General features: G+C 58.9%; 11 protein-coding genes and 1 other annotated feature. Of the genes, 8 read left to right on the forward strand and 3 right to left on the reverse strand.

The window, feature by feature from the left end; genetic code table 11:
• From WMO17_RS07120 to WMO17_RS07135, 4 genes are all read left to right on the forward strand, one after another.
• Positions 1-759 carry a LemA gene (locus WMO17_RS07120; RefSeq protein WP_154255896.1) on the forward strand — a complete coding sequence of 253 codons (759 nt, stop codon included), beginning with the start codon at positions 1-3 and terminating at the stop codon, positions 757-759.
• Positions 756-1,802 carry a TPM domain-containing protein gene (locus WMO17_RS07125; protein WP_154255895.1) on the forward strand — a complete coding sequence of 349 codons (1,047 nt, stop codon included), beginning with the start codon at positions 756-758 and terminating at the stop codon, positions 1,800-1,802. The genes WMO17_RS07120 and WMO17_RS07125 overlap by 4 nt, the downstream gene beginning before the upstream one ends.
• 200 nt (positions 1,803-2,002) lie before the next feature.
• Positions 2,003-3,208, forward strand: coding sequence for a threonine ammonia-lyase (ilvA, locus tag WMO17_RS07130; RefSeq protein WP_005942203.1), 1,206 nt, complete (start codon positions 2,003-2,005; stop codon positions 3,206-3,208).
• A 29-nt stretch (positions 3,209-3,237) separates the two neighbouring features.
• Entirely contained in the window at positions 3,238-3,612 is a 375-nt protein-coding gene (locus WMO17_RS07135) for a RidA family protein (protein ID WP_097774035.1), read from the forward strand.
• Between the two features lie 76 nt (positions 3,613-3,688).
• Here the strand turns inward: WMO17_RS07135 and WMO17_RS07140 are convergent, their stop codons facing one another.
• Positions 3,689-4,489: an SDR family NAD(P)-dependent oxidoreductase gene (locus tag WMO17_RS07140; RefSeq protein ID WP_044953736.1), complete on the reverse strand. Its 801-nt coding sequence runs from the start codon at positions 4,487-4,489 to the stop codon at positions 3,689-3,691.
• Positions 4,490-4,681: 192 nt separating this feature from the next.
• Positions 4,682-5,899, reverse strand: a complete 1,218-nt coding sequence (locus WMO17_RS07145) for an ATP-binding protein (RefSeq protein WP_349137785.1) — start codon at positions 5,897-5,899, stop codon at positions 4,682-4,684.
• A gap of 169 nt (positions 5,900-6,068) precedes the next feature.
• Positions 6,069-6,327 (forward strand) — a binding site (T-box leader).
• 93 nt (positions 6,328-6,420) lie between these two features.
• On the opposite strand from WMO17_RS07145, the gene ilvB reads away from it, so the two are divergent.
• From ilvB to ilvD, 4 genes are all read left to right on the forward strand, one after another.
• Positions 6,421-8,085: a biosynthetic-type acetolactate synthase large subunit gene (ilvB, locus tag WMO17_RS07150; RefSeq protein ID WP_349137786.1), complete on the forward strand. Its 1,665-nt coding sequence runs from the start codon at positions 6,421-6,423 to the stop codon at positions 8,083-8,085.
• A gap of 15 nt (positions 8,086-8,100) precedes the next feature.
• Positions 8,101-8,673 (forward strand): acetolactate synthase small subunit, encoded by a 573-nt coding sequence (gene ilvN, locus WMO17_RS07155; RefSeq protein ID WP_005942213.1) that lies wholly within the window; start codon positions 8,101-8,103, stop codon positions 8,671-8,673.
• A gap of 237 nt (positions 8,674-8,910) precedes the next feature.
• Positions 8,911-9,930: a ketol-acid reductoisomerase gene (gene ilvC, locus WMO17_RS07160; protein WP_097774032.1), complete on the forward strand. Its 1,020-nt coding sequence runs from the start codon at positions 8,911-8,913 to the stop codon at positions 9,928-9,930.
• 168 nt (positions 9,931-10,098) lie between these two features.
• Complete coding sequence (gene ilvD / locus WMO17_RS07165; RefSeq protein ID WP_120020964.1) at positions 10,099-11,757, forward strand: dihydroxy-acid dehydratase; 1,659 nt, start codon at positions 10,099-10,101, stop codon at positions 11,755-11,757.
• Between the two features lie 121 nt (positions 11,758-11,878).
• On the opposite strand, the gene WMO17_RS07170 is transcribed toward ilvD, so the two are convergent.
• Complete coding sequence (locus WMO17_RS07170; protein WP_349137806.1) at positions 11,879-12,559, reverse strand: sugar transferase; 681 nt, start codon at positions 12,557-12,559, stop codon at positions 11,879-11,881.
• Positions 12,560-12,790 lie beyond the last annotated feature (231 nt).

Consider the following 12,790-nt stretch of genomic DNA (forward strand, 5'->3'; position numbering starts at 1 on the left):
ATGGCAAACGCAGATTTTTCGCAAAAACAGAACAGCACTTCCGGCGGTTTTGACGCGGGCAGCTACCGCGAACAAAAGCAGCCGGAGCAGGCCGTGCCGCTGACACCTCTGCAGCAGAAGCTGGCAGGGCTGGAAGCAAAGCTGCCCGCAGCCCTTTCCACCCGCGCAGCTGCACTGGCGCTGAGCGTAGTGGTGATGCTGGCGGCCTTTTTGGGCTTTGGCAGCGCCAAGCTGCACAGCCGGTACAACGAAGTCCGCAAATGGTACACGGTGGGTGTGGCGGCAGACAACGGCTATAACCTCAACGAGGAGCTGACCACCCGCATGAACACGGCGGCAAACATCATCACCACCGCCGGCAGCACGCTGGGAGCGGACAGTGCCGAGGTACAGGCCGCACAGAGCGCGCTGAGCGATTTTACCGCCTGTCTGGAAGCGGTGCAGAACGGCGGCAAAAGTCAGGCACTCACCTCGCTGCCCTATTATCAGGGCAGCACGATGCACGCACTGTATCAGGCCAACGAGGTGCTGGGGTCGCGGATCGATCAGCTCTACGCAAAGCTGCAGGAGCAGGCCGCAGACCCCATGAAGATGGGCGCGGTGCAGGGCCAGTACGGCCAGTTCAACAGTGCGGCTACCATCATCGGCACCCTGAAATACAACGATGCCGTTTACGACTACCAGAAAGAGACCGGCGGCTTCCCGGCCAGCATGCTGGGAGCCATTGCCGGTGTAAAGGAGGTTGAACCCTTCGCATGAAAAATTTTGCAAAACGCGTAAGCGCTCTGGTGCTGGCCCTTGTGGTGGGCGCAGCGGCCCTGTGCCCGGCGGCATTTGCCGCCGCCAGCCTGCCGGATCTGCCCAGAGATCAGTGTGTGGTGGATGACGCCAACGTTTTGAGCGACAGCACTACCCAGACCATCGTTGATCTGAACAACCAGCTGCAGTCCAGCTGCAACGGAGCACAGATCGGCGTACTGACTGTAGATTATACGGGTAATTATTCCACTGAGGATTATGCAACACAGGCCTTCAACGCCTGGGGCATCGGCTCGGCTTCCGAGAACAACGGCGTGCTGATCCTGCTGGTGATGGAATCGCCCATCTACGAGGACGGCGATTACTACGTGACCTACGGCGACGGCTTCCGCAACACCACGCTGGAAAGTCAGGCCAGTGCCCTCGCTCAGACCATGGAAGGTGATTTTGTTAACCGCGATTACAGCGATGCAGTAATCACCTGTGCCAACAATGTGGCCGACACCATTGCAAGTGTTTATGGGGTAAATCTGAACAATGGCAGCTACGACGACGGCAGCTACGCGGAGCCGGACGACGGCCCCACCACCTTTGAGGATGTCGTTCTGGGCATCGTGATCCTGTTCATGTCCCTGATGGTGATGCTGATCATCGTACTGTTCGTGTTCCGGGTGTTCATTGCACCCATCGGCCACGCAGCAGGCTGGAACTGGGGCCCCTTCGCATGGGGCTACATGGCAGGTTCGGCCCGTCGGCACCGTCCCGGCCCGCCGCCCCCTCCGGGCCCCGGCTTCGGCCCCGGATACGGCCCGGGCTATGGCCCCGGCCCCCGCAATGACCGGCCCCGCCCGCCCCGGAACAACAACCGGCGTCCGCCCCGTCCTCCCATGGGCGGCGGCTTTGGCGGCGGGTCCTTCGGTGGCTCCCGCGGAGGCGGCTCCTTTGGGGGCGGCTCGTTCGGCGGCGGCAGCTTCGGCGGCGGCTCCTTCGGTGGAATGGGCGGCGGCGGCAGCCACGGCGGCGGCGGTGGCCGCGGCCGTTAAAAACACAAAAACACGGAGAACTGCTGTGGGCGGTATGCCTGCGGCAGTTCTCTTTTTCGGTTTCAGGTGTGAAGGAAATTCATTTGACAAATCAACTTTGTTAACCTATACTGAGAAACATGCATAATAAGCCAGAAATAAAGGCTCTGAGGGTGGAAAAGCCGCAGAGCAGGGAACGATAAAAATAGAGGGAGAAAACCATGCTGACTCTGGATAAGATCTACCATGCAGCCTTTGTGCTCAAGGATGTTGCCCGCAAGACCGACCTCATCGAGGCACCCAAGCTCTCCAAGGACTGCCAGCTGTACCTGAAAACCGAAAACCTGCAGGCCACCGGCAGCTTTAAGGTGCGCGGTGCTTACTATAAGATCAGCCAGCTTTCCGAGGAGGAGAGCGCCAAGGGCGTGATCGCCTGCTCTGCCGGCAACCACGCACAGGGCGTGGCGCTGGCTGCTACCCGTCGCGGCATCAAGAGCATCGTCTGTATGCCGGACGGTGCCCCCATCATGAAGGTGGAGAATACCAAGAATCTGGGCGCAGAGGTGTGTCTGGTGCCCGGCACCTACGATGATGCCCACGACAAGGCTGTGGAGCTGCAGGAAGAGACCGGCATGACCTTTATCCACCCCTATGACGATGAGCAGGTCATCGCGGGGCAGGGAACCATTGGTCTGGAAATTCTGGATCAGCTGCCGGATGTGGATGCGGTCGTTGTGCCGGTGGGCGGCGGCGGCCTGATCTCCGGCGTGGCCTTTGCCATCAAGAGTCTGCGCCCGGAGGTGAAGGTCTATGGCGTACAGGCCGAGGGTGCACCCAGCATGTACCGCAGCCTGCACGAGCATAAGTACCAGACCCTGAAAGCCGTTTCTACCTTTGCAGACGGCATTCAGGTCAAGACTCCCGGTGAGCTGACCTACCAGATCTGTGAGCAGTATGTGGACGACATCGTGACCGTGAGCGAGGATGAGACCGCTGCCGCCATCCTCTCGCTGATGGAGAACCAGAAGCTGGTTGCCGAGGGTGCCGGAGCCGTGCCGGTGGCTGCAGTGCTGTTCCACAAGCTGCCGGTCGAGGGCAAAAAGGTGGCCTGCGTCGTCTCCGGCGGCAACATCGATGTGAACATCCTCAACCGCGTGATCACCCGTGGTCTGGTCATGAGCGGCCGCAAGGCGAACATGACCATTGCGCTGGAGGACAAGCCCGGCCAGCTCAAGAAGGTGGCCGAGATCGTGTCCCGCTGCGGCAGCAATGTGGTGTCGGTGCAGCACGATGGCTCCGATCCCAACATGCCCATTTCCAGCTGCTTCCTCAAGCTCACCCTTGAGACCCGCGATGCCGAGCAGATCGAGCAGATCCGCGCAGAGCTTGCAAAAGAGGGTTTCCAGCTTGTGAGCGAAAGAGTATAATAGAAGAAAAAAGAAAGGAACGTTTTATCATGAAAGTCGTTTCCACTTCCAACGCACCCGCAGCCATCGGCCCTTACAGCCAGGCGATCGATCTGGGCAATATGGTGTTTGTTTCCGGCCAGATCCCGGTAGACCCTGCTACCGGCAAGATGGCCGATACGGTTGAAGAGCAGGCGGCACAGAGCCTTGCAAACCTCAAGGCCATTCTGGCCGAGGCTGGCCTTTCCATGGCAAATGTGGTCAAGACTGTCATCTTCCTTGCTGACATCAACGATTTTGCCGCTGTGAATGCCGTGTATGCCAAGGCCTTTGCTGAGCCGTTCCCTGCCCGCAGCTGCGTGCAGGTGGCCGCCATTCCCAAGGGCGCAAAGCTGGAGATCGAGTGCATCGCCGTGCGCGAATAATCAGGCCTAAACACAAAAGGGGCTGTGCCGCTGGCACAGCCCCTTTTGCATGTGTGAGGAAAAATGAGAAGAGCAATTACGGGCGCAGACCCATGCCGCCCTCCAGCGTGAGAGTCTCGCCGGACAGATACTTGAAGTCCGGCATGGCCAGCTGCACGCATACCCGGCCGATCTCGGTCTCGGGGTTGGCATAGTGGCCCATGGGCGGCATCTTGACGTTGGCTTTGAACGCATCCGGGTATGCCTGCTGGAATTGCTCCAGCTTGGCGGTCCAGGCCAGCGGGCAGATCACGTTGACATTGATGCCATCCTTGCCCCACTCAGTAGCGGCCACGCGGGACAGGCCGCGGATGCCCTCCTTGGCGGCAGCGTAGGAGCACTGGCCAAAGTTGCCAAACAAGCCTGCACCGGATGCAAAGTTGATCACGCTGCCCTTGGACTTGGCCAGATAGGGATAGCAGGCCTTCATATAGTAAAATGCAGCGTACAGGCCGGAATAAAGGGCCAGATCAAACTGCTCGGTGGTGTGCTCTGCCAGCGGCACGCCGGAAGCGGATGCCTGTGCGTTGTTCACCAGCACTTGAATGCCACCAAAGGTATCTACAGCCTGATTGACGACATTTTGCACGGTGGCTTCGTTGTCGGTGCCTGCACACACATCTGCCTGCACCGGCAGAACGCGGATGCCATACTTGGCTTCCAGCTCGTTTTTTGCCTCTTCCAGTTTTTTCACATTACGGCCAGTGATTACCAGATTTGCGCCCTCTTTTGCAAAGGCGGTGGCAATGCCATAGCCGATGGAGCCGCAGCTGCCATCGGAAAGTACGGCGCGGCCTGCGCCGGTGATGATAGCGGTCTTACCCGTTAAAAAGCCCATAGTTGCCCTCCAGAAGTGCTCAATTGGCTGATGTTGGCCATATTATAGCCTGAATTTCAATAGAATGCAAGGCTTTTTACCGATAAATAAAAAATAGACAAAGAATGCCGAGAAGGTGAAAAAATTCACGACTTCTCGGCATTTTGTGAAAGATTTGTCAGAGACTTTGATGTTAAAATAAAGACAAACTAATTACTTCTGCACGCCCGCCTCGCACTGCTCAATAAACTGCTTTGCCACGCGGGGACTGCGGCCGCCGGCGCGGATGGCAAAGGCTTCGGCTTTGACCAGCAGCTGATCCATCGGCATGTCGATGCCGTGCTGCTTTGCCAGTTCGGCCAGAATGGTCTCAAACCGGGCCTTCTCCGGCCGCTGGAAAGTGACCGTCAGGCCGAATCGGGCCGAAAGGCTCATCAGCTCCTGCCGGGTATCGGCTTCGTGAATGTCGTCGCCGGTGCGGTCGGTCAGTGTTTCTTTAATAAGGTGGCGGCGGTTGGAGGTGGCGTATACCGCAATGTTCTTGGCTCTGCCGCCTACGCTGCCCTCCAGAATGGCCTTCAGGGCGGCAAAGTTGTCGTCGTTGGCGGTAAAGCTCAGGTCGTCGATGAACAGGATGAATTTGAGCGGGTTCGCGGCCAGCTTGTCCATCAGATCCGGGATCTGGTAGAGCTGGTTCTTCTTCACTTCCACCAGCCGCAGGCCTTCAGGTGCAAACTCATTGGCAATGGCTTTCACCGCACTGGACTTGCCGGTGCCTGCATCGCCGTACAGCAGCACATTGTTGGCGGGCATCCCGGCCAGCAGGGCCTTTGTGTTGGCAATGACCTTTTCGCGCTCCTTCTCGTAGCCGGGCAGCTCGGAAAGGCGCTGGGGGTCCGGGTATTTCACCGGCACCAGATGGCCGTTCTCCACCGTGAACACATGGTGCTTGGCAAACATGCCATAGCCTTTTTTTCCCACCTCGCTCATGCGCTGGGCGTAGGCGGCAGGCAGGTCGATGCTGGAGGTCTCCCACCGGGGCAGGAAAGCCAGCTCCTGCGCCTGACCTGTGGCAGAACCGGCAGCGGCCAGCAGCTCGTCCAGCGTCAGGCCGCACAGAGCCTGCAGAAAAGCCAGTTCACTGTCCAGCGCGGTCTGCAGTGCAGGGGCAAGGGTGCCCGATGCAGCCTGACGCACGCAGACGGTCTCGGCTTCCAGCACAGCGGCGCTGAGGTAGCTGCCCCAGTTGGTGGTGTGCTCGAACAGTGCGGCTTCAAATTGGGCCACAGCGTCGCACACCGGGCCATAGCCGGGCGCACCGGCTTCCATGCGGTCGGTCAGGTCCAAAAGCTTTGCCACAACGGGGTCGTCCAGCAGGCTGCGGAAAACAACAAGCCCGTGCAGCCGGGCATTCCATTCTCTCAATTTCATATTCCTGTCCTCTAGTTGGTCTTAAATTAAACGCGCAGGCGCGCATATCAGAAGTATACAGCGCATTGTGCCATGGCGCAAGAGGTGTTCAATTAACTTCATGTTTGGGGTGATTCAGGTTACAAATTGTCGATTGACAAAAGGCCGATTTATAGTATAATTTACATCAACAAATGCGCAGATGGGAAAAAGTACCACACGATCCCCACTGTTCAGAGAGCTGCCGTCTGGTGCAAGGCAGTCAGTGCTTCGTGCGGAAAATCATCCCGGAGCAGCCTGCCCAACGGGTGCAAAACCCTTGTAAGCAGCGCCGGTTGCAGCCGTTACCGTGCAGGGCTTTGTTGGAAGCCCGTGAGAGGGTGTGCACAGCACGCCAACGAGAGTGGTACCGCAGAGAGCTTGATGATCACAAGGTCTTTGTCTCTTGATAACAGGGGACAAAGGCCTTTTCTTTTAAAAAAGAAGCTCCCCGGGAACGTGTAAAAAGTGGAAAAAGGTTAGGAAAACAGGAGAAACTCACCATGCAGTTGAATGGTTCTCAGATTTTTGTGGAGGTCCTCTGCGAGCAGGGCGTGGACACCCTTTTTGGTTATCCCGGCGGCGCAGTGCTGAACCTTTACGATGAGCTGTACAAAAATTCGGACCGCATCACCCATGTGCTGACGGCACATGAACAGGGCGCGGCCCACGCGGCAGACGGCTATGCCCGCGCGACCGGCCGCACCGGCGTGGTGCTGGCTACCAGCGGCCCGGGTGCCACCAATCTGGTCACCGGCATTGCCACGGCCTATATGGACTCGGTGCCCATGGTAGCCTTTACCGGCAACGTGACCACGGACGGGATCGGGAGGGACAGCTTTCAGGAAGCCTACATTGAGGGCATCACAATGCCCATCACCAAGCACAATTTCACGGTGCGCCGGGTGGAAGAGCTGGCCGATACCATGCGCTCTGCCTTCCGTATTGCACAGAGCGGGCGCAAAGGCCCGGTGCTGGTGGATATCCCCAAGGACGTGACAGCGGCGGTATGCGAGTTCACCCCCAAAAAGCCGGAGCCCATCCGCACCGTTACCACCTTCAACGCGGAGCAGGTCAAGTGGGCAGCGGATCTTATCAATGCGGCCCAGCGACCGCTGGTCTACTTTGGCGGCGGCGTGCGCAGCGCAGCCTCCTGCCAGCCGCTGCGTGATCTGCTGCACAAGGCAGAGATCCCGGCCACCTACACCCTGATGGCCGCAGGTGTTGTGCCCTACGGCGACCCGATGAACATTGGCATGGTGGGTATGCACGGCTGTTACACCTCCAATCGTGCCGTGGCCGACTGCGACGTGCTGATCGCGGTGGGCACCCGCTTCTCGGACCGTGTGGCCCTGAACCCCAAGACCTTTGCAAAGAATGCCACCATCATCCAGATCGACATCGACCCCAGTGAGCTGGGCAAGAATGTGGAGGTCGATCTTTCCATCGTGGGCGATGCCGCTTACGTGCTGAACGCCATGCTGCCGCAGATCGAGGAAAAGAAGCATCCCGACTGGATGAAGATGATCCATGAGTGGCAGGCACAGGATTACCACCCGGTGTCCGACCCCACCCGCCTGATGCCCCATCAGGTGATCGGCGAGGTGTGCAACCAGTGCGGCCCGGAGGCCGTGTATGTGACCGATGTGGGCCAGCACCAGATGTGGGCGGCACAGTACCTGCGCCACGCTAAGAGCCGTGGCTTTATCACCAGCGGCGGTTTGGGCACCATGGGCTTTGGCTACGGCGCCGCCATTGGCGCACAGATGGCTCTGGGCCGCGACCAGCGGGTGGTCATGTTTACCGGCGACGGCTCTTTCCACATGAACCTGAACGAGGCCTGCACCGCCGTGAGCTATGAGCTGCCCATCATCACCGTGATCTTCAACAACTCGGTGCTGGGCATGGTGCGCCAGTGGCAGACCATCTTCTACGAAAAGCGCTACAGCCAGACCGATCCCCACCGCAAGACGGACTTCGTCAAGCTGGCCGAGGGCTTTGGCCTGAAGGGCTACCGCTGCACTAACCTGCCGGAGTTTCAGGCTGCTTTTGCCGATGCAATGAAGCAGAAAGGCCCTACTTGGATCGAGTGCATCATCGATAAGGACGCAAAGGTGCTGCCCATGATCCCCGGCGGCGGCGACATCAACGATATCATCATGGAATAAGGAGGGCACAGCAATATGGAATCCAACAAGCGCAGGGTCATCAGCCTGCTGGTGGACAACCAGAGCGGTGTTCTGGCCCGTGTGTCCAACCTGTTCTGCCGCCGCGGCTTCAACATCGACAGCCTGACGGTCTCGGCCACCAACGACCCGGCAGTCAGCCGCATCACCGTGACCATTACCAGCGATGACAAGGCCCTCAAGCAGCTGATCCTGCAGACCGAACGGCTGGAAGTTACCCGTCAGGTGTTCGTGCTGGACGGCGAAAAATCTCTGGAACGGGAACTGCTGCTGCTGAAGGTGGCGTCCGATGTGCACAACCGCAGCGAGCTGCGGGAGATCGCCAGCATCTACAAGGCCAAGATCATCGACCTTTCGCCGGACAGCATGGTGTTCGAGCTGATCGGCAAGCCGGATAAGATCGATGCCTTCCTGAAAATGTTTACAGATTACAAAATTTTGGAGCAGTGCCGCACCGGTGTTACCGCACTGGAGCGCGGCGGGATGCATCAGCATATGCAGAAGCCTCCGCAGGAGGTGCGCGAAGCACAGCTGCCTCTGCCGGGAACCCACTGCCCGGAGAGAAAGTAAGAACGAACCCTCTCCGTCACGGCTGCGCCGTGCCACCTCTCCCGAAGGGCGAGGTTTTATGCATCATCAAAAGAGAAGGTATGATAAAAGCTCCCCCCTCGGGGGAGCTGGCATCGAGCAAAGCGAGATGACTGAGAGGGTTAAAACTTCGCTTTTCCGCTCCACAGTGAGCGAAAAAATAAAATGTTTACAATCAGCCACTGAATAAACACAAAACAAAAAAGGAGAACAACTACCATGGCTATCAAGAAATACTACGATTCCGACTGCAACCTCGGCGTGCTGGACGGCAAGACCGTCGCTGTCATCGGCTTCGGCAGCCAGGGCCACGCCCATTCCGAGAACCTGGCCGAGAGCGGCGTGAACGTCGTCGTCGGCCTGCGCAAGGGCTCTGCTCACTGGGAGAAGGCTTCTGAGTTCGCAGCAACTCACGAGAACTTCAAGGTCATGGAAGTGGAAGAAGCTGCCAAGGCCGGCGACGTTGTCATGATGCTGGTGCCCGACGAGCTGTGCGCCGACATCTATAACAAGCAGGTGGCTCCCTACATGACCGAGGGCAAGGCACTGGCCTTTGCACACGGCTTCAACATCCACTTCAAGACCATTACTGCTCCTAAGAACGTTGACGTTATCATGATCGCTCCCAAGGGCCCCGGCCACATCGTCCGCCGCCTGTACACCGAGGGTGAGGGCTGCCCCTCTCTGATCTGCGTGGAGCAGGACTACACCGGCAAGGCTAAGGATATTGCTCTGGCATACGCTTCCGGCATCGGCGCTGGCCGTGCAGGCATCCTGCAGACCACCTTCAAGGAGGAGACCGAGACCGACCTGTTCGGCGAGCAGGCAGTGCTGTGCGGCGGCGTTTCCGAGCTGATCCACGCCGGTTTCGATACGCTGGTGGAAGCTGGCTACGAGCCCGAGATGGCATACTTTGAGACCTGCCACGAGATGAAGCTGATCGTTGACCTGATCAACGAGGGCGGCTTCTCCAAGATGCGTTACTCCATCTCCAACACCGCTGAGTACGGCGACTACCGCACCGGCAAGCGCCTGATCACCGCCGAGACCCGCAAGGAAATGAAGAAGGTTCTGACCGAGATCCAGGACGGCACCTTCGCTTCCGAGTTCCTGACCGAGATGAGCCCCAACGGCGGCCGCAAGGTGCACTTTCTGGCAAAGCGCCGCATGGAAGCAGAGCTGCCCATCGAGAAGGTCGGCGCAGAGCTGCGCGGCATGATGAGCTGGCTGAAGAAGTAAGGGGAAAACCCTCTCAGGCCGCCTTTCGGCGGCCAGCTCCCCCGAAAGGGGGAGCTTTTGTTGAAAGTGAGAACCTTATAGATCCTCCGCAAAAACCTCTCCCCTTCGGGAGAGGTGACACGGCGCAGCCGTGACGGAGAGGGTTTTTGTCAGAAAAGAGGATTTGAAATGAGAAGTGACAACGTGACCAAGGGTTCGGAGCGCGCCCCGAACCGAAGCCTGTTCTACGCACTGGGCTACACCAAGGAAGAGCTGGAGCGCCCGCTGATCGGCGTGGTGAGCGCCTACAGCGAGATCGTGCCCGGCCATATGAATCTGGACAAGATCGCCGATGCCGTCAAGGCCGGCGTTGAGATGGCAGGCGGCACCCCCATCCTGATCCCCGCCATTGGCGTGTGCGACGGCATCGCCATGGGCCATGTGGGCATGAAGTACAGCCTTGCATCCCGTGAGCTGATCTGCGACAGCGTTGAGACCATGCTCATGGCCCACCAGCTGGACGGTCTGGTGCTGGTGCCCAACTGCGACAAGATCGTGCCCGGCATGGTCATGGCCGCCGTCCGTATGGACGTGCCCGCCGTGGTCTGCTCCGGCGGCCCCATGCTGGCCGGTACCTACGGCGGCGAAGAGGTCAGCCTTTCCAAGATGTTCGAGGCTGTGGGTGCCTACAAGGCCGGTATGATCACCGAGGATCAGCTGGAAGACTGCACCTGCAACTGCTGCCCCAGCTGCGGCAGTTGCTCCGGCATGTACACCGCCAACAGCATGAACTGCCTGTGCGAGGCCATCGGCATCGCACTGCCCGGCAACGGCACCATTCCTGCCGTCTACTCCAAGCGTCTGCAGCTGGCAAAGCACGCCGGTATGGCCATTATGGATATGGTCAAGAAGGGCATCACCGCACGCCAGATCATCAACGAGCGCTCCATCCGCAACGCTCTGACCTGCGATATGGCTCTGGGCTGCTCCACCAACACCGTGCTGCACCTGCTGGCCATCGCTTATGAGGCTGGTGTGCCCATCGACCTGAAGCTGTTCAATGAGATCAGCGCCAAGACCCCGAACCTGTGCCATCTGGCACCGGCCGGCCCCACCCACATGCCGGACCTGTACGCCGCAGGCGGCATCCCCGCCGTGCAGGCAGAGCTGGCCAAGAAGGGCCTGCTGGATCTGGATGTGCCCACCGTTACCGGCAAGACGCTGGGCGAGAACATCAAGGGCGCACACATCCTGAACGACAAGGCCATCCGTCCCATCGACAACCCCTACTCCCAGACCGGCGGTCTGCAGATCCTGTGGGGCAACATTGCACCGGACGGCTGTGTGGTCAAGCGCAGCGCCGTGGCCCCCGAGATGCAGCAGCATTCCGGCCCGGCCCGCGTGTTCAACAGCGAGGACGAGGCCATTGCTTCCATCTACGCGGGTAAGATCGTCCCGGGCGATGTGGTGGTCATCCGCTACGAAGGCCCCAAGGGCGGCCCCGGTATGCGTGAGATGCTGAACCCCACCTCCGCACTGGCCGGCATGAAGCTGGACAAGACCGTGGCCCTCATCACCGACGGCCGCTTCTCCGGCGCAAGCCGCGGCGCAGCCATCGGCCATGTCAGCCCGGAGGCTGCTTCCGGCGGCCCCATCGGCCTGATCGAGGAGGGAGATACCATCAACATTGATATCCCCAATGCCTCCATCACGCTGGAGGTCAGCGACGAAGTTCTGGCCCAGCGCAAGGCAAAGTATGTTGCACCCGAACCCAACATCAAAACCGGCTGGCTCAGCCGCTATGCACGCATGGTCACCAGTGCAAATCTGGGCGCTGTGCTGAAGTGATTTGATGATCTAAGCAAAAACAGAGGGACGACCCCGCGTCGTTCCTCTGTTTTTTGTTTCCTGAAGGCTATCTGTAAAAAAATCGGCAAAGCCCGCAGGCTCTGCCGATCTGTGATCCGAATTATTCTCCGTGGCCGAACAGCACCGCACGGAAGGTTGCAAAGATGATCTTCCAGTCCACCAGGAAGCTGCGTTCCTTGACATACTTCACATCCAGTGCCATCCACTCCTCAAAGCTCAGCTGGTTGCGGTGCGGGGCGATCTGCCAGTAGCAGGAAAGGCCCGGTGTCACGTACAGCCGCTGCCATTCATAAGGGGTGTACTGGGCCACCTCGCGGGGCAGAGCCGGGCGCGGGCCCACAATGCTCATATCTCCCTTGAGGATGTTCACCAGCTGAGGCAGCTCGTCGATGCTGGTCTTGCGGATGAAATGGCCCACCCGGGTGATGCGGGGGTCGTCCTTCATCTTGAACACCGGGCCGTCCATCTCGTTGTCCTGCAGCAGATCGTTGAGCTTGCTCTCAGCGTTCGGGCACATGGAACGGAACTTGTACAGCCGGAACAGCTTGCCGTTGCGGCCCACCCGCAGCTGGCTGAACACCGGGCTTGCACCAGGGCTGTCGATCCAGACTGCAATGCAGGTAAGGAGCATCAGCGGGGAAAGCGCGATCAGCGCCAGCAGAGAAAAGAAGATATCCTGTGTGCGGCGCACACACCAGTAGGCGCGGTGCTCGTGAAGATTCGTCTTACGATCGATCGTAATCGGCTTGTGGATGCCAAGCTCTGCGCCGGGCTCCTCCATCCAACCGGTCTGCAGCCAGTATTCCGCTTCTGGCACAGTGGTTACAGTTGTCATACTTAGATTCACTCCATTGATCCTATAACATGAAAACAGGAGAGCCCCAAACTCTCCCACACAGTTATTGCACCTATTGCACAATAAAACTACAAACTTCTGTACAATTTTACCATGTGTACAGGCGGATTGCAAGAGAGTTGAACCATTTTTTGTCTGGTATATCAGAAAAAACCG

The organism is Faecalibacterium faecis, from assembly GCF_040096475.1.
Taxonomy (GTDB): domain Bacteria; phylum Bacillota; class Clostridia; order Oscillospirales; family Ruminococcaceae; genus Faecalibacterium; species Faecalibacterium taiwanense.